Raw genomic sequence first — 16116 nt, forward strand, 5'->3', positions numbered from 1 at the left:
ACCTCCGCACTGTCCCGCCACCGACCCGATCCGTGGCAGGATGCGGGATGTGAGCCACCCCCCGCAGCCCTCCGCGAGCACCGCTCATCCCCACCCCGACCCCCTCCAACCGGCCTGCGATCACCTGCGCGCAGGCGGGCTCGTCATCCTGCCCACGGACACCGTCTACGGCATCGGCTGCAACGCCGCCGACGCCGCGGCCGTCGAGCGGCTGCTGGCCGCCAAGGGGCGCGGACGCCAGATGCCCCCGCCGGTCCTCGTGGCCGACCCCGCCGACCTGATCGGGCTCGTCGCCCAGGTGCCCGAGGCCGCCCACGCCCTCATGGAGGCCTTCTGGCCCGGGGCGCTCACCCTCATCCTGGAGGCCGACGAGACCCTGACCTGGGACCTGGGGGAGACCGGCGGCACCCTCGCCGTGCGCATGCCCGCCCACGAGCTCACCCTGAACCTCCTGCGCCGCAGCGGCCCGCTGGCCGTCACCTCCGCCAACCCCACCGGCGCGCCGCCCGCCACCGATGCCGCCTCCGCCCGGGCCGCCTTCCCCGGACGGGTCCGGAGCGTCGATGAGCTCACGGCGGATGGTGAAGCCGCCGGCGCCGACTGGCGTGAGGACATCCTGCTGCTCGACGGCGGAGCCACCCCCGGACCGGTTCCCTCCACCATCGTCACCCTCGCGGGGGAGCACGCTCGCGCCCCCCGGATCCTGCGCCAGGGGGTCCTGGCGCTCGCGGACCTGGAACGGGTGGCCGGTGTCGCCCTGTCGGAAAGGACGGCAGGCGCGGCGCGCGGCAGGACGGAGGCGGGCGCGTGAAGGTCTACCTCCTGGTCATGGCCATTGCTGCGGCGACCACCTACGTGGCCGTGCCGATCATCCGGCACATCGCCCTGGTGGGTAACGCGCTGACCCCCGTGCGGGCCCGCGACGTCCACTCCACGCCCATCCCGCGCCTGGGCGGCGTGGCCATGTTCTTCGGCCTGTTCTCCGCGATCTCCGTGGCCTCCACGATCCCCTACCTCTCCGACGTCATCGACTCCAGTGCCTGGGCGGTGGTTCTGGGCGCGGGGCTGGTGTGCCTGCTCGGCGTCGTCGACGACCTGTGGGAGCTGGACTGGATGACTAAGCTCGCCGGCCAGATCCTGGCTGCCGGTGTTATGGCCTGGCAGGGCGTCCAGCTCCTTACCTTCCCCGTGGCCGGGCTGACGATCGGCTCCTCGCGCCTGTCCCTCATCTCCACCGTCATCGTCGTGGTGGCCGCCATCAACGCCGTCAACTTCGTCGACGGGCTCGACGGGCTGGCGGCCGGCATCATCGGGATCGGCTCGACCGCCTTCTTCCTGTACACCTACGTCCTGACCCGCGCCACGAGCCCGGGCTCCTACAGCTCCCTGGCCGCCACCATCGTCGCCGCGCTCATCGGCGTGTGCGTGGGCTTCCTGCCCCACAACTTCAACCCCGCCACCATCTTCATGGGTGACTCCGGGGCGATGCAGCTGGGGCTGGTCTCGGCCGCCTCCACCATCATCGTCACCGGGCAGATCGACCCCGGCAGCTTCGACGGATCGCGCGCCCTGCCGGCCTTCATGCCGATCCTCCTGCCGCTGGCGGTGCTCCTGCTGCCACTGACCGACATGATCATGGCGATCGTGCGCCGCACCCGGAAGGGCCTGAGCCCCACCCACCCCGACCGCATGCACATGCATCATCGGCTCCTGGCCGCCGGGCACTCCCACCGCCGCGCGGTGCTGGTCATGTACCTGTGGGCGGCGGTCGCCTCCTTCCCCGTGGCTGCCATGGCCTTCTTCCCCCTGCCCTGGGTGCTGGCGGGGCTCGCCCTCGCGGTGCTGTTCGCCTTCGTCGTCACCGTCGACCTCATGCCCGGGGTGCGCCACGGCCTGCGCTCGGCGCTGCGCCGGCGCCAGGATCGCCAGGAGCAGCGGATCGTCATCTCCCGCAACGTCTCGGGAACCGGTGAGGTGACGCGCCCGGCCGAAGGGCAGGCGCCGCAAGGAGCCGTCGTGTCGGCTGCCGTGTCAACGGCTCCCGCCCACCATCCCGAGGAGACGGACGCATGAGTACAGCACACGGCTCCGGCCCGATGTCGCAGCAACCTGCCGACGAGCAGCCGGGACCGACCGGGGGGACCAGTCACAACACCGCCGTCCTGATCGACTCTGTTGCCCGGCTGCGTCGGATCCTGACGATTGCCACCGGGGTCCTGGTGGCGCTTGAGCTCCTCTGGTGCGTAGGTGGCGGCATGACCGGAGGCGTGGCCCGCCCGACCGGGACCTTTCCGGTGGCCGCGGTGGCGACGGCGCTGCTCCTGGCCTCCACATGGTGGGTTCTGGCCCGCATGGTGCGCTCCGGGATGGGACTCATGGCTGCCTGGATGGGCGGCGGTTACCTCGCGAGAATCTCCCTGCTGGCCCTGGTACTCCTCGGCGGTCGGGTGATCGGGCTGGACACTCGAGTGATTGGGGTCTCACTCATCGTTGCTGTGCTGGTAAGCCTGTTCGCCGAGGTGACCGTCCTGACGCGAGCACGAATCCTTGCGGTGGAGCCGATGAAGGGAGGGTCGACGGGTCGGTCCTGACCGAGGCGTAGGTTCAACCTCGGGAGGCGGCAAGGACGATGAATCGGGATGCGCCTGCTGATTTTGCTTCGTTGAACCATTCCTAGGCGCTAGCATTGCCAGTGGTTAGCAGGCCTGTTCGGGGCAGACATCAGGACAGGCCTCGAAGCGTGAGAGACATCGGGAGGATCTCCTGTCCACCAACACCGCCACCGAGAACGGCACGGCAGTCGACGCTGTGCCGCGGACGGCTGACGCCAAGCCGTTCACCAAACCGCTGTGGTACTGGGTACTCCTGATCGTCCTGGTCGCCGTCATCGCGCTGACCGCGGTGCCCGCCTTCACTCAGCACCCTCACTCACCCGGCGTCGAGGACTTCTTCCCCGAAGCGCTCTTTGGCCAGGGTACGTTCCTGGAGTTCAACCGGCTCACCCTCGTCCGCGTCGTCATAGGGGTCGCCTTGTGCCTGACGGTGGGGGTGGCCGCCAGCCGGCTCAAGACCGTCCCCGGGCGCGGCCAGGCCGTGCTCGAGCTCATCGCCGACTTCGTGCGCAGCAACGTGGCCTTCATGCTCCTGGGCAACAAGAACGGCCGTCGTTTCGCCCCGTTGCTGGGCACCCTCTTCCTGGGCGTGCTCGCCATGAACCTCTCCGGTGTCATCCCGGGCCTCAACATCGCCGCCTCCTCGGTGGTGGCGGTGCCCCTGGTGTTCGCGGCCCTGACATACATCACCTTCATCGGTGCCGGAATCAGGGAGCAGGGAATCGGTCACTTCCTCGCCTCCCAGCTCCTGCCTCCGGGGCTGCCCAAGGTGATGTACCTGCTCATCACCCCCATCGAGTTCCTCTCGAACTTCATTGTTCGGCCGGTGACGCTCACCCTGCGTCTGCTGTGCAACATGGTCTCCGGGCACCTGCTGCTCGCCATGACCTTCTTCGGGACCACCAGTCTGCTCCTGCACCTACAGGCGTCTTCGGCGGCAAGTTTCCTCACCGGTGCAGCCATGATCGCGGTGACCCTGTTCGAGGTCTTCGTCGCGGTCCTGCAGGCCTACATCTTCACCATCCTCAGCGCCGTCTATATCAAGCTCTCCATCGAGGCCCACTAGACCACCGACCTGTCCCTGAGGCTCTTCACGACCCTCTGACCCCACCTGCGCCATCGGCGCCAGAAAGAAGGAACCACATATGACCTCCGCTGCTCTCGCATACGTCGGCTACGGCCTGGCCACGCTCGGCCCGGGCGTCGGCATTGGTCTGCTGGTCGGCAAGACCCAGGAGGCCACGGCCCGTCAGCCCGAGGTGGCCGGACGCCTGTTCACCAACATGATCATCGGTGCGGGCATGGTCGAGGCCCTGGCCCTTATCGGCTTCGTCATGCCGCTCGTCGTCAAGTGATGCTTCCTCTGGCTGCCGAGAGCGGGCAGGGAGGGGGGACCGCCTTCATCCTGCCTCCGCTCTATGAGATCTTCTGGGCGGCGATCGTCCTCCTGCTCATCCTCCTGGTGGTGGGCCGCTACGCCCTGCCCCGGCTCTACGCCGTGCTGGACGAGCGTGCCCAGCGCATCCAGGAGGGCCTCGACCTGGCCGACAAGGCCAAGCAGGACCAGGCCGACGCCGAGAAGCGCGCCACCCGGCTCGTGGACGAGGCCCGTCGCGAGGCCGCCCGCATCCGCGACAACGCCCAGGGCGAGGCCAAGGAGATCATCGCCAAGGCCCGCACCGACGCCCAGGCGGAGGCCACAGGCATCATCGAGGGCGCCCAGCGTCAGATCCTGGCCGAGAAGCAGGCCGCGCAGATCTCGCTGCGCACCGACGTCGGCATGCTCGCCTCCACCCTGGCCGAGCGCATCGTCGGTGAGCACCTGAGCGACACGGCCCTGTCCGAGCGGGTCATCGACCGCTTCCTCGACGAGCTCGAGACCATGGAGCCGGTCGAGGGACTCGACGCCAGTTCCACTGCGGAGGCGACGCGGTGAGAACAGGAACTGCCGCCACCCGTGAGACCGTGAGCCAGGCCTGGAGCCCGGTGCTCACGGCCGCGGGCGTCGAGGGCCAGGAGCTGGGGCGCCAGATCCTCGCCCTGGCCCACCAGGTCGCCGTCCACTCGCTGCCCGGGCCGCTGACCGACCCGGGCCGCGAGGCCGAGGACAAGGTGGCCCTGGCCCGCCGGCTCTTCACCGGAACCGTGGACGAGCGCGTCGTCGACCTGCTCAGCGCCATGGTCCGCGGCCGCTGGTCCAAGGCCGTGGACCTGGTCTCCGCCCTCCACGACCTGGGCATCGAGGCGATCCTTGCCGGCGCCCACGCGGACGGCTCGGTGGGGCAGATCGAGCAGCAGCTCTTCGAGGTCCACGAGCAGATCGCCGACAACCGCGAGCTGCGCGAGGCCCTGGCCCCCTCGCGCCGCACCAGCACCGAGGCCCGGGTCCGCCTGGCCGAGGCCGTCTTCGCCCCCCACATCAGTGCCCCCGCCATGAGCCTGGTGGACTGGTGCGTGCGCCACCACGCCGAGGGCGGTCCGCTGCGCAACCTGCGCCGCGTCGTCGAGCTGGCCGCCGAGATGCGCCAGCGCACCATCGTCGACGTCGTCACCGCCATCCCCATGACCTCGGCCCAGGAGGAGCGCCTGCGCACCATCCTGGAGCGCCGCCTGAGCACCCGGATCGACCTCAACTGCGAGGTCGACTCCGAGGTCATCGGCGGAGCCCGCATCTCGGCGAGGAACTACGTCATGGACCGCACCGTGCGCAGCGCCGTCGCCGAGTTGCGCACCCGCCTGGCGGGCTAACCCGCGCATCGCACGCCGACCCACAACTTCACCACCCCACCCCGCGCCGTCGTCGCTCACGCCCAGCGCCGCCGGCCCCAGAACGCAACCAGCAAGGAGACGAGATGGCAGAGCTGACCATCAGGCCCGAGGAGATCCGCTCGGCCCTGAACGAGTTCGCCGAGTCCTACAAGCCCGCCGAGGTCGCGGCCGAGGAGGTCGGGCACGTCGTCTTCGCCGCTGACGGCATCGCGCATGTTGAGGGCCTGCCCGGCGCCATGGCCAACGAGCTGCTCACCTTCGAGGACGGCACCGCCGGCCTGGCCATGAACCTCGAGGAGCGCCAGATCGGCGTCGTCGTCCTGGGATCCTTCGACGGCATCGACGAGGGCCAGGTCGTGCGCCGCACCGGCGAGGTCCTCTCCGTGCCCGTGGGCGACGCCTACCTGGGCCGCGTCGTCGACCCGCTGGGCCGGCCCATTGACGGCCTGGGCGAGATCGAGGCCGAGGGGCGCCGCGCCCTGGAGCTCCAGGCCCCCGGCGTCATGGCCCGCAAGTCCGTCCACGAGCCCCTCCAGACCGGGCTCAAGGCCATCGACTCGATGATCCCGATCGGCCGCGGCCAGCGCCAGCTCATCATCGGCGACCGCCAGACCGGCAAGACCGCCATCGCCCTGGACACGATCCTCAACCAGAAGGAGGCCTGGGAGTCCGGCGACCCGAACAAGCAGGTGCGCTGCATCTACGTGGCCACCGGCCAGAAGGGCTCCACCATCGCCGCCGTGCGCGCCACCCTGGAGGAGCGCGGCGCCCTGGAGTACACCACCATCGTGGCCTCCCCGGCCTCCGACCCGGCCGGCTTCAAGTACCTGTCGCCCTACACGGGCTCGGCCATCGGCCAGCACTGGATGTACCAGGGCAAGCACGTCCTCATCGTCTTCGACGACCTGTCCAAGCAGGCCGAGGCCTACCGCGCCGTCTCCCTGCTGCTGCGCCGTCCGCCGGGCCGCGAGGCCTACCCCGGTGACGTCTTCTACCTCCACTCGCGCCTGCTGGAGCGCTGCTCCAAGCTCTCCGACGAGCTGGGGGCGGGCTCCATGACCGGGCTGCCGATCATTGAGACCAAGGCCAATGACGTCTCGGCCTACATCCCCACCAACGTCATCTCCATCACCGACGGGCAGATCTTCCTCCAGTCCGACCTGTTCAACGCCGACCAGCGCCCCGCCGTCGACGTCGGCATCTCCGTGTCCCGCGTGGGCGGTGCCGCCCAGGTCAAGGCCATGAAGAAGGTCGCCGGAACCCTCAAGATCACCCTGGCGCAGTACCGCTCCATGCAGGCCTTCGCCATGTTCGCCTCCGACCTGGACGCCGCCACCCGCGCCCAGCTCACCCGCGGTGAGCGCCTCATGGAGCTGCTCAAGCAGCCCCAGTACACGCCCTACCCGGTGGCCGAGCAGGTCGCCAGCGTCTGGGCCGGCACCAAGGGCTACCTCGACGACATCGACGTCTCCGACGTCCTGCCCTTCGAGGCTGCCTTCCTGGACCACCTGCGGCGCAACACCGACATCCTCGACACCATCGAGTCCACCGGTCAGTTCACCGACGAGACCGAGGAGGCCCTGGTCAAGGCCGTCGAGGCCTTCCGGCGCACCTTCGCCTCCGGTGAGCAGATGCTGGGCGCCCAGGTCGCCGAGCCCGAGGAGGAGCCCGCCGCCGAGAGGACCACCGAGCAGCTCGTGGTCAAGAGGGGCTGACGTGGCAGGAAACCAGCGCGTCTACAAGCAGCGTATTCGATCGACCCAGACCCTCCAGAAGGTGTTCCGGGCGATGGAGCTCATCGCCTCGTCCCGGATCGGGCAGGCGCGCCGCAACGCGCAGGAGGCCTCGCCCTACGATCACGCCCTGAGCCAGGCGGTGGCCGCACTGGGGACGTACTCCCGCTTTGATGAGCACCCCATCACCCAGAAGCGCACCGACACCAAGCGCGTGGCGATCCTCGTGGTCACCTCCGACCGCGGCATGGCCGGCGCCTACTCGGCCACCATCCTGCGCGAGACCGGCCGCCTCATCGAGGAGCTGGTCAAGGACGGCAAGGAGCCGGTGATCTTCACCTTCGGCCGACGCGCCCATAACTACTTCAGCTTCCGGGACAGGCCGATCGAGTTCTCCTGGACCGGACAGTCGGACCGTCCCAGCGACGAGTCCATCGAGGAGGTCGCCACCGTCCTCCTGGACTACTTCCTCCAGCCGCCCGAGGCCGGTGGCGTCGCCGAGGTCCACATCGTCTTCACCCGCTACGTCTCGATGATCTCCCAGGTCCCCGAGGTGCGTCGTATGCTCCCGCTCAAGGTGGTCGACGTCGAAGGCGCCGGTGAGCTCGACGAGGCCGGCAACGAGGCCCTGGAGAAGGAGCTGGAGGCCGAGCGCGGCAGCTCCATGCCGCTCTACGAGTTCGAGCCCGGGCCCTCCGAGGTGCTTGACGCCCTCCTGACCCGCTACATGGGCTCGCGCATCCGCAACGCCCTGCTGCAGTCGGCCGCCTCCGAGCTGGCCAGCCGCCAGCAGGCCATGCACACGGCCACGGACAACGCCGAGGACCTCATCACCACCTACACCCGCCTGGCCAACGCGGCCCGCCAGGGCGACATCACCCAGGAGATCACTGAGATCGTCTCGGGTGCCGACGCCCTGGGGGCCGAATAGACCGGGCAGCCCCCGACGTCGTCGAGAACCCCACACAGACTCACCTCACCGAGCAGGACCCCTCTCAGCTCTGGAAGATACGGAAGAACGCACATGGCTGACACCACCACCCCCGGGACGGGACGCATCACCCGCATCATCGGCGCCGTCGTCGACGTCGAGTTCCCGCCTGATGCGATCCCGGCGATGTACAACGCCCTCAAGGTGACCGTCCAGGCCACCAGCGCCGGCGAGGAGCCCCACGAGATCACCCTGGAGGTCGCCCAGCACCTGGGTGACAACATCGTGCGCACGATCTCCCTCAAGCCCACCGACGGCCTCGTGCGCGGCTCGCAGGTGCGCGACACCGGAGCGCCGATCTCCGTGCCCGTGGGCGACGTGACCAAGGGTCACGTCTTCAACGTCACCGGCGACGTCCTCAACCTCGCCCCCGGCGAGCAGCTGGAGATCACCGAGCGCTGGCCCATCCACCGCCAGCCCCCGGCCTTCGACCAGCTCGAGTCCAAGGAACAGATGTTCGAGACCGGCATCAAGGTCATCGACCTGCTCACCCCCTACGTGCAGGGCGGCAAGATCGGCCTGTTCGGCGGCGCCGGCGTGGGCAAGACCGTCCTCATCCAGGAGATGATCCAGCGCGTGGCCCAGAACCACGGTGGTGTCTCCGTGTTCGCCGGCGTGGGGGAGCGCACCCGTGAGGGCAACGACCTCATCGTCGAGATGGACGAGGCCGGCGTGTTCGACAAGACCGCCCTGGTCTTCGGCCAGATGGACGAGCCGCCGGGCACGCGTCTGCGCGTGGCCCTGTCCGCCCTGACGATGGCCGAGTACTTCCGCGACGTCCAGCACCAGGACGTGCTGCTGTTCATCGACAACATCTTCCGCTTCACCCAGGCCGGCTCCGAGGTCTCCACGCTGCTGGGCCGCATGCCCTCGGCCGTGGGCTACCAGCCCAACCTGGCCGACGAGATGGGCCAGCTCCAGGAGCGCATCACCTCCGCCGGCGGCCACTCCATCACCTCCCTGCAGGCGATCTACGTGCCCGCCGACGACTACACCGACCCGGCGCCGGCCACGACCTTCGCCCACCTGGACGCCACCACCGAGCTCAGCCGTGAGATCGCCTCGCGAGGCATCTACCCGGCCGTGGACCCGCTGACCTCCACCTCGCGCCTGCTGGCCCCCGGCTACGTGGGCCAGGAGCACTACGACGTCGCCACCCGCGTGAAGTCCATCCTCCAGAAGAACAAGGAGCTCCAGGACATCATCGCGATCCTCGGTGTCGACGAGCTCGGCGAGGAGGACAAGGTGACGGTGGCTCGCGCCCGCCGCATCGAGCAGTTCCTGTCCCAGAACACCTACATGGCGGAGAAGTTCACCGGCGTGGCCGGCTCCACCGTGCCGCTGTCGGAGACCATCGAGGCCTTCCGCCGCATCTGCGACGGTGACTACGACCACCTGCCGGAGCAGGCCTTCTTCAACATCGGTGGCATCGAGGACCTCGAGCGTCGCGCCGCCGAGCTCAACGCCTGAGTCGTTAGGATCCGGGTAGAACCGGGCGCAGGAAAGGAGGGGGACATGGCCTTACACGTTGAGGTGGTCTCGCCGGCGGGCGAGGCCTGGACCGGAGAGGCGACGCAGGTCTCCGTGCCCCTGATTAACGGGGAGCTGGGGATCCTGCCGGGTCGTCAGCCCCTCGTGGCGGTCCTGGGGGCCGGTCCGGTGCGACTGAGTCCCATCGACGGCGAGATGTGCAGTATCGAGGTGTCCGGAGGCTTCTGCTCCGTGGACCACGACGTCATCACGATCGCCGCCGACCACGTGAAACAGGGCGTGGAGGCCTGAGTCATGGGGCAGCACGTGTGGATGATCGTGGCGCTCGTCGTCATCGTCCTCGTGCTGCTGGCAGGCGGGTTCCTGCTGCGTCTGCGCTACCTGGCCGGGCAGGTCGGCTCCTTCGAGTGCGCCCTGCGTCCCCGCGGGGCCCAGCGCTGGCTGAGCGGGGTCGCCTCCTTCCAGCTCGACTCCCTGGAGTGGTACCGCCTCGTGTCCTTCTCCACCAAGCCGTCGCGCTCATGGAGCCGCTTGAACCTGGAGCTCTCCGAGGCACGGCGCCGCCGGGAGCAGGGGCGCGTCGTCGAGGTGCACTGCGTGGACGCCACCCGCAGCCCCGAGGGCTTCGACCTGGCCATGATGGAGGAGTCCCACTCGGCGCTGGTCGCCTGGGTGGAGTCCGCCGCCCCCGAGCAGCCCAGGCTCTTCTGAGACCCGACGTCGGGGCTCGCAGGCGCGCCCTGCCGATGAGCCCGGCGGCTGTGGCTGGCCGGTGAGCCTGGCGGCCGGATTCGCCGGGGCGGGGATGCAGCCTCCTGGCCGGATCGGCGACGTACCTTTCGTCCGAGGACTGCGTTCTCCTCCAGGCCACTGGGGTCCCCTCCCAGTCATCTGGAGGAAAACGCAGTCCTCGATCACGAAGTACGTTCTCGACGGCGGCGCACGGTGCCGCCATCGCCTGACGCTGCGTCCCCGGGCCGCGGATCACGCCTGAGACACGACGTCCGATCCGGTGTGGACGCCGTGCATGGACAGTGGAGGGGAACGCCCCGGGTGACACGATGCTCAGGCCCGCCGGCTCCGGTGTTGCGCCGAGGCCGGGCCCGCCCCGCTAGGGTGGGCGGGTGCGCCTCGTTATCGCCTCATGCTCCGTCGACTACTCCGGCCGCCTGGACGCCCACCTGCCCCGGGCCACCCGCGTGCTCATGCTCAAGGCCGACGGCTCGGTCCTCATCCACTCCGACGGCGGCTCCTACAAGCCCCTGAACTGGATGAGCGCCCCGGCCCGACTGGCCGTCACCGAGCCGGACGAGGAGGCCGCCGCTGACGGCGTGCGCGAGGTCTGGGAGGTCAGCGCCACCAAGACCGACGACCGCCTCGTCATCCGCCTCTTCGAGACCATCTCCGACGTCAGCCACGAGCTGGGCGTGGACCCCGGGCTCACCAAGGACGGCGTTGAGGCTCACCTCCAGGAGCTTCTGGCCGAGCAGATTGAGGTCCTGGGGGCCGGCTACCGCCTGGTGCGCCGCGAGTTCCCCACCGCCATCGGCCCGGTCGACATCATGGCCAAGGACGCCGAGGGCCGCTCCGTGGCCGTGGAGATCAAGCGCGTCGGCGGGATCGACGGCGTCGAGCAGCTCACCCGATACCTCGAGCTCCTCGACCGCGACCCGCTGCTGACCCCCGTCCAGGGCGTCTTCGCCGCCCAGACCATCAAGCCCCAGGCCCGCGTCCTGGCCGAGGACCGCGGCATCCGCTGCGTCACCCTCGACTACGACGCCATGCGCGGCATGGACGACCCGAGCTCCCGTCTGTTCTGAGGAGACAGTCGTGCCCGCCGCCCGCGCCTCCTCCGTGCCGCTGCCGACCGAGGTGAGCCTGGCCCGCATCATCTCCCAGGGCCTCGTCCCGGCCACCGCCGCGCCCGATGTCGCCTCGGCAGTCAGCCGCCAGCTCGCCATCCAGGGCCAGCAGGTCTCCGCCGTCCCGCACGCCCTGCTCGTGCGCGCCCCGGCCGCCGCCCCGGCCGACGTTGAGGCTGCCTTCGCACGAGGCGACCTGGTGCGCTCCTGGCCCATGCGCGGCACCGTCCACATCACCACCGCCGTCGACCACCACTGGCTGCGCGCCGCCCTCATGCACCGCACCGACGCCTGGGTGCGGAACAGCGAGAAGGCTTACGGCGTCGATACCGCCCTGTGCGAGCGCGCCGCCGAGGTGGCGCTGGGCCTCATTGAGGACCAGGGCCCGCTGAGGCGCTCGGTGCTGCTGGCGGCCTGGCAGGAGGCCGGCCTCATGGAGGCTTTCCGCGGTGAGGATGTCTCGGCCTACCGGCGCCGCCACCTCCTGGTGCGCCTCCAGCGCGAGGGGATCCTCGTCCAGGGGCCGCGGTCCGGCAACGAGCACCTCGTCATGGACGCACGCCACCTGCCCGACGCCGACTCCGGGCCCGCCGGAGCAGGCGTCGCCCACGGCGGGACTGGCCACCGCGCCGCCTGCGCGCACATCGCCTACCGCTACGCGACCAGCCACGGCCCGGTCAGCGCCGAGGACCTGGCCCGCTGGACCACACTGCCCAAGACGCAGGCCGCCCGCGCCCTGGAGGACGCCGTCGAGCTGGGGGAGGAGCAGGCCCCAGCCGCGGTTGATGCTGCCGGTGAGCCGGCCGGGCCGCGTGTCCCGCTCGTGCGCGCGGTCGCCGAGGGCGGGGCCCGGGGAGGCCTGCGCCCGCTTGGCCCCGGCGAGTCGGCCCCGAAGACCGGCCTGCTCTACATGCGCGCCGACTTGCCCGACCTCCTGTCCGCCCACCGCAGCGCCGCGCAGGCCGCGCACTTCCTGGGCTCCTTCGATGAGCTGCACGTGGGCTACAAGGACCGCTCCTGCCTCACCGATGAGGACGGTGAGCGCCTCATCTGCCCGGCGAGCAACGGCATGTTCCGCCCGATCCTGGTGGACCGCGGCCGACTCGTCGCCGTGCGGCCGGTCGGGGAGGGCCTGCTGTGGAAGGGTGGGGCGGCGCCGTCGGCCCGCGTGGAGCGAGACGTCAACCGGGCCGTCTCCCGCATGGAGCAGCGCCTGACCGAGTGAATGGAGTGGAGCCGGATCCTGCCCGCGCAGTGTGGGGGAGGAGACGCCCCGAAGGAGGTTGTCTGATGTCTGAAGTGGTGACAGAATCCGACTCATGAGCAACGAAGCCATGCAGGTCCGCGCACTGCGGGGACGCGTCGTCACCCCCGACCACATCATCGACGATGGGGTGGTTGTCCTGTCCGGATCCCACATCGCGTGGGTCGGGCCCGCTGACCAGGCCGCACGGGCCGGCTTCGCAGACGCCGTCGAGCAGGCTCAGTCCGCACCCGAGGGTGGCTACCTTCTGCCGGGACTGGTGGACGTCCACTGCCACGGCGGGGGCGGTGAGTCCTTCCCCAACGCCGAGACCGCCGAGCAGGCCATGGTCTCCGTGCTCGAGCACCGCCGCTTCGGCACCACCTCGCTCGTGGCCTCCTGCGTGACGGCCGCCCCGGACGTCCTGCGTGCGCGCACCCGGGTGCTGGCCGAGCTGTGCGAGGACGGCGAGCTCGCCGGCATCCACTTCGAGGGGCCCTTCGTCTCGGTGGAGCGCTGCGGCGCCCAGGACCCCACCTACATCATCGACCCCGATGCCGCCCTGACCCGTGAGCTCATCGAGCTCGGCGGCGGGCATGTCGTCACCATGACGATCGCCCCGGAGAAGCCCGGCATCACCGGCGACGACGGTGTCAACGCAGCCCTCATCGAGGGAGGGGCGCTGCCCTCCTTCGGGCACACCGACTCCGAGGCCGCCCCCGTGCGCGCCGCCCTGGCCGACGCCGCCGCCCGCATCGCCGAGCGCCTCGAGGTAGGCAAGCCGGTCCGCGCCCCGCGCTCGACCGCCACCCACCTGTTTAACGGCATGCGCCCCATGCACCACCGCACGCCCGGGCCCGTGCCCGAGTTCCTGGCGGCCGCCCAGCGCGGCGAGTGCGTCCTGGAGATGATCGGCGACGGCGTGCACCTCAGCCCCGCCATCGTCCTGGACATGTTCGAGACCCTGGGGCGCGACAACGTCGTCCTGGTCACCGACGCCATGGCGGCGGCCGGCATGGCCGACGGCGACTACGTGCTCGGCTCCCAGCCGGTCACCGTGGCCGACGGCGTCGCCCGCCTCACCGAGGGCGGTGCGATCGCCGGGGGCACCGCCCACCTCATCGACGTCGTGCGCACCACCTGGCAGGGGGGAGTCGACCTGGTCGACGCCGTCTACGCCGCCAGCGTCCAGGGCGCGCAGATTCTCGGTGACTCGTCGGTGGGGGCGCTGCGTGCGGGCCTGTGGGCCGACGTCGTGGTCACCGACGCGGAGCTGCGGCCCGTCACCGTGCTGCGCCGCGGCGAGGCGGTGGAGCCCGCCGCCTGATCCTCCCGCACCACCGGCCCGCTCGGGCCCCAGCAGTCTCTTGTCATGTGGGAGCCGTTCGCCCCGACCTGAACCGCCAGGTCGGGGCGAACGTGTGGTGCGGGGTGGGGGCTGCGTGCCTAGCCCGGCAGGCTCAGGAGGCGTCGGGTGTAGATGGCCTGACCGGAGTGCTGAGCGGCGTCGTCAATGACCGAGGCCAGGCGCACGGCCCTGGTGACTGGCGGGTCCCAGGAGTCGTCGATGACGTCGTCGAGCGTCTCCGGCGTGAGGGATCGCAGGTAGGTGGTGGCCAGGGCGTAGGCGTCATCCAGGTAGGCGAAGAGGAGACTGAGGTCGCTGACGACGACCTGGGCGGCCTGTTCGGGTGTGTGGTGCCAGTCCTCGGTGTCGTCGGGCAGGGGCAGGGCGAAGCGCTCCCGGTGGCCGCTGGTGATCCAGACGGGCTCGACGCCCGCCAGGGGCGCGACCTGGATGTCGAGCTCGCGGGCCGTGTGCCAGGCCAGCCAGGTCAGCGAGTCGATGCGGGGCGCCAGGTCTGGGGTGGGGCGGGTGTTGGCCTGCTCGAGCGTGACACCGTCGAAGGCGCGGTCGAAGCGCTCGCGGGACCGGGACAGGACGTCAATGAGCATCTCAAGAGTCGTCATGGTGTCAGGTTACGTTCCGGGCCTGGGCGGCGGTGGGGTCGATGAGGAACTGATGAGCCGTGAGGGGCTCCACCCTTGGGGATGGTGTTTAAGCGTCGTGATGTTTGCTCGCATCTTGCGAGTTGAGGTGGCGGGTTGTGAGGTTCGGTGGACGAGCCGGCTGTTCGTGCCCGCTGATGGACTCCAAGAACTCGCTGAGGTCGTGTGGGGTCTGGCGTGGGGCGCCGTGTGCATTACCGGTGGCCCGCGGCGTCTGACTGGCCTCCGGGCGGTGTCTGGGGTCTGTGACGGGTGTCCCTGGCCGTCGCGTTCGTACCTTATGCCTCGCGTTCGAGGGGTAAAGGGTACGAACAGGCCACCTACCCTACGACCGCGTGCGCTGGCATCTGGTCAGGCTTAGTGGTGCGTTGTGAGCCGTTGGTGTCACGATTGGCGACTTTTAGGCTGTCCATCGGCTGGTGTGCCTGGGCCTGTGGGGCTCTGGCCTGCGTATATGTGTCGGAGTGCGGTGGTTGTCGGGCTGGGGTGCGTCTAAATGTCGCCGTTTGTGACACCGGTTGTGGGGTGTGCCTGGTGGTCTGGGGTGTGGGCGTGTGCTGGGTGTGGGGGTTATTAGTGGCCTTGGGCTTCTTCGGCGTCGTCGGTGAGGTAGGTGACGATGCGGACCAGGTCGTAGGGGGTGGAGGTCTCGGTGGTGGTGATGGTGTCCTCGATGGGTCGCCACTGGTTCTCTCCGGCGGGGCGGTATCGGGTGGTCCAGGTCGTGGTCAGGGTGGTGGTGACGCCGGTGGCGGTGTGCTGGTAGTGGTGGGTGACGGTCTGGTGGGGGTAGGGGGCGCCGGGGTCGGTGGTGGTTGTGGTGGTGCCGTCTCCCCAGTTCCAGGTGTAGGTGGTGGGGGTGAACTCGACCTCGATGGGGGTGTTCAGGATGGTGGTGGTCTGGTTGCGCACGGCGGGGTTGGTGTAGACGATGAAGGCCTTGGAGATGATGACCTTGGGTCCCGGGGGCTGACGCGTAATCCCAGAACCCTGAGCAATCAATGTCGCGGCCTGGCGGGTGGTGATGGTGACCGTACGAGGACCACCACCGGTGGTGGGTTGGTCGGGTTGGGTGGGGCGGTGGAGGGTGGACAGGTTGCACTTGTACTTGTCCAGCCCGTACTCATCCTTCTCCGTGGAGCATTCCTGGTGGGGCTGCTCGTCCCATGTCGAGCTGTCTTCGTACTGAGTTGTTACGCCGTCACCAGAGGAGCCTGAACCTGTATCCTCGGATTCGGGGTTGGAGGTTACTGATCTCGAGGCATGTCCAGCAATAGTGGTGTAATCGTCTGTCGCCTGTGTGTCCCAACTCAATTCACCCTCTCCGGTTTCCTCGGCTAATGAGGGGGAAGTGAGGAATGTGGAAAACGCTATTGCGAAGATGGATGCCGTCGTGAGCGTGTGT

The 16116-nt window shown here is 69.6% G+C and carries 17 protein-coding genes; 15 read left to right on the forward strand and 2 right to left on the reverse strand.

Annotated features, from left to right (window positions below; all coding sequences use genetic code 11):
- The first annotated feature begins 40 nt into the window (after nt 1-40).
- The 15 genes from FK267_RS12115 to FK267_RS12185 all read left to right on the forward strand — a co-directional run bounded on the left by FK267_RS12115 (nt 41) and on the right by FK267_RS12185 (nt 14028).
- Nucleotides 41-811: an L-threonylcarbamoyladenylate synthase gene (locus FK267_RS12115; protein WP_040321533.1), complete on the forward strand. Its 771-nt coding sequence runs from the start codon at nt 41-43 to the stop codon at nt 809-811.
- The gene (locus FK267_RS12120) at nt 808-2073 is read left to right on the forward strand and encodes an MraY family glycosyltransferase (RefSeq protein ID WP_003789528.1); all 1266 of its coding nucleotides are present in this window, start codon (nt 808-810) and stop codon (nt 2071-2073) included. The genes FK267_RS12115 and FK267_RS12120 overlap by 4 nt, the downstream gene beginning before the upstream one ends.
- Nucleotides 2070-2591, forward strand: a complete 522-nt coding sequence (locus FK267_RS12125; protein ID WP_003789530.1) for a hypothetical protein — start codon at nt 2070-2072, stop codon at nt 2589-2591. Before FK267_RS12120 ends, FK267_RS12125 begins: the two co-directional genes overlap by 4 nt.
- A 217-nt stretch (nt 2592-2808) precedes the next feature.
- Nucleotides 2809-3678 carry a F0F1 ATP synthase subunit A gene (gene atpB, locus FK267_RS12130; RefSeq protein WP_003789532.1) on the forward strand — a complete coding sequence of 290 codons (870 nt, stop codon included), beginning with the start codon at nt 2809-2811 and terminating at the stop codon, nt 3676-3678.
- Nucleotides 3679-3757: 79 nt separating this feature from the next.
- The gene (gene atpE / locus FK267_RS12135; RefSeq protein WP_003785325.1) at nt 3758-3967 is read left to right on the forward strand and encodes an ATP synthase F0 subunit C; all 210 of its coding nucleotides are present in this window, start codon (nt 3758-3760) and stop codon (nt 3965-3967) included.
- Nucleotides 3967-4548, forward strand: a complete 582-nt coding sequence (locus FK267_RS12140) for a F0F1 ATP synthase subunit B (RefSeq protein ID WP_020991854.1) — start codon at nt 3967-3969, stop codon at nt 4546-4548. The genes atpE and FK267_RS12140 overlap by 1 nt, the downstream gene beginning before the upstream one ends.
- Entirely contained in the window at nt 4545-5360 is an 816-nt protein-coding gene (locus tag FK267_RS12145) for a F0F1 ATP synthase subunit delta (protein ID WP_003789535.1), read from the forward strand. Before FK267_RS12140 ends, FK267_RS12145 begins: the two co-directional genes overlap by 4 nt.
- A gap of 104 nt (nt 5361-5464) precedes the next feature.
- Entirely contained in the window at nt 5465-7096 is a 1632-nt protein-coding gene (gene atpA / locus FK267_RS12150) for a F0F1 ATP synthase subunit alpha (RefSeq protein WP_003789538.1), read from the forward strand.
- A 1-nt stretch (nt 7097) separates the two neighbouring features.
- Entirely contained in the window at nt 7098-8045 is a 948-nt protein-coding gene (locus FK267_RS12155; RefSeq protein WP_070661188.1) for a F0F1 ATP synthase subunit gamma, read from the forward strand.
- A gap of 93 nt (nt 8046-8138) precedes the next feature.
- A complete protein-coding gene (gene atpD / locus FK267_RS12160) occupies nt 8139-9575 on the forward strand; it encodes a F0F1 ATP synthase subunit beta (RefSeq protein ID WP_141407352.1) in 1437 nt (478 codons plus the stop codon).
- A gap of 45 nt (nt 9576-9620) precedes the next feature.
- Nucleotides 9621-9887, forward strand: a complete 267-nt coding sequence (locus FK267_RS12165) for a F0F1 ATP synthase subunit epsilon (RefSeq protein WP_141407353.1) — start codon at nt 9621-9623, stop codon at nt 9885-9887.
- A gap of 3 nt (nt 9888-9890) precedes the next feature.
- The gene (locus FK267_RS12170; protein ID WP_141407354.1) at nt 9891-10307 is read left to right on the forward strand and encodes a DUF2550 family protein; all 417 of its coding nucleotides are present in this window, start codon (nt 9891-9893) and stop codon (nt 10305-10307) included.
- A 413-nt stretch (nt 10308-10720) separates the two neighbouring features.
- Nucleotides 10721-11416: an endonuclease NucS gene (gene nucS, locus FK267_RS12175; protein WP_009405946.1), complete on the forward strand. Its 696-nt coding sequence runs from the start codon at nt 10721-10723 to the stop codon at nt 11414-11416.
- A 10-nt stretch (nt 11417-11426) separates the two neighbouring features.
- Entirely contained in the window at nt 11427-12683 is a 1257-nt protein-coding gene (locus FK267_RS12180) for a DNA glycosylase AlkZ-like family protein (protein ID WP_141407355.1), read from the forward strand.
- Nucleotides 12684-12792: 109 nt separating this feature from the next.
- On the forward strand, nt 12793-14028 hold the full coding sequence (locus FK267_RS12185; RefSeq protein ID WP_198498174.1) for an N-acetylglucosamine-6-phosphate deacetylase: 1236 nt from the start codon (nt 12793-12795) through the stop codon (nt 14026-14028).
- A 119-nt stretch (nt 14029-14147) separates the two neighbouring features.
- Here FK267_RS12185 and FK267_RS12190 read toward each other — a convergent pair whose 3' ends face one another.
- Nucleotides 14148-14672 carry a mycothiol transferase gene (locus tag FK267_RS12190; protein WP_141407357.1) on the reverse strand — a complete coding sequence of 175 codons (525 nt, stop codon included), beginning with the start codon at nt 14670-14672 and terminating at the stop codon, nt 14148-14150.
- Nucleotides 14673-15284: 612 nt separating this feature from the next.
- On the reverse strand, nt 15285-16025 hold the full coding sequence (locus tag FK267_RS12195) for a zinc transporter (protein WP_232622408.1): 741 nt from the start codon (nt 16023-16025) through the stop codon (nt 15285-15287).
- Nucleotides 16026-16116 lie beyond the last annotated feature (91 nt).

This window comes from Actinomyces oris (assembly GCF_006546825.1).
In the GTDB taxonomy this organism is placed as follows: domain Bacteria; phylum Actinomycetota; class Actinomycetes; order Actinomycetales; family Actinomycetaceae; genus Actinomyces; species Actinomyces oris.

Coding starts and splice junctions, on each gene's coding strand:
- FK267_RS12185 (WP_198498174.1), top strand. CDS start 12,793: ATGCAGGTCCGCGCACTGCGGGGACGCGTCGTCACCCCCGACCACATC.
- atpE (WP_003785325.1), top strand. CDS start 3,758: ATGACCTCCGCTGCTCTCGCATACGTCGGCTACGGCCTGGCCACGCTC.
- FK267_RS12170 (WP_141407354.1), top strand. CDS start 9,891: ATGGGGCAGCACGTGTGGATGATCGTGGCGCTCGTCGTCATCGTCCTC.
- atpD (WP_141407352.1), top strand. CDS start 8,139: ATGGCTGACACCACCACCCCCGGGACGGGACGCATCACCCGCATCATC.
- FK267_RS12115 (WP_040321533.1), top strand. CDS start 41: ATGCGGGATGTGAGCCACCCCCCGCAGCCCTCCGCGAGCACCGCTCAT.
- FK267_RS12165 (WP_141407353.1), top strand. CDS start 9,621: ATGGCCTTACACGTTGAGGTGGTCTCGCCGGCGGGCGAGGCCTGGACC.
- FK267_RS12140 (WP_020991854.1), top strand. CDS start 3,967: ATGCTTCCTCTGGCTGCCGAGAGCGGGCAGGGAGGGGGGACCGCCTTC.
- atpA (WP_003789538.1), top strand. CDS start 5,465: ATGGCAGAGCTGACCATCAGGCCCGAGGAGATCCGCTCGGCCCTGAAC.
- FK267_RS12190 (WP_141407357.1), bottom strand. CDS start 14,672: ATGACGACTCTTGAGATGCTCATTGACGTCCTGTCCCGGTCCCGCGAG.
- FK267_RS12125 (WP_003789530.1), top strand. CDS start 2,070: ATGAGTACAGCACACGGCTCCGGCCCGATGTCGCAGCAACCTGCCGAC.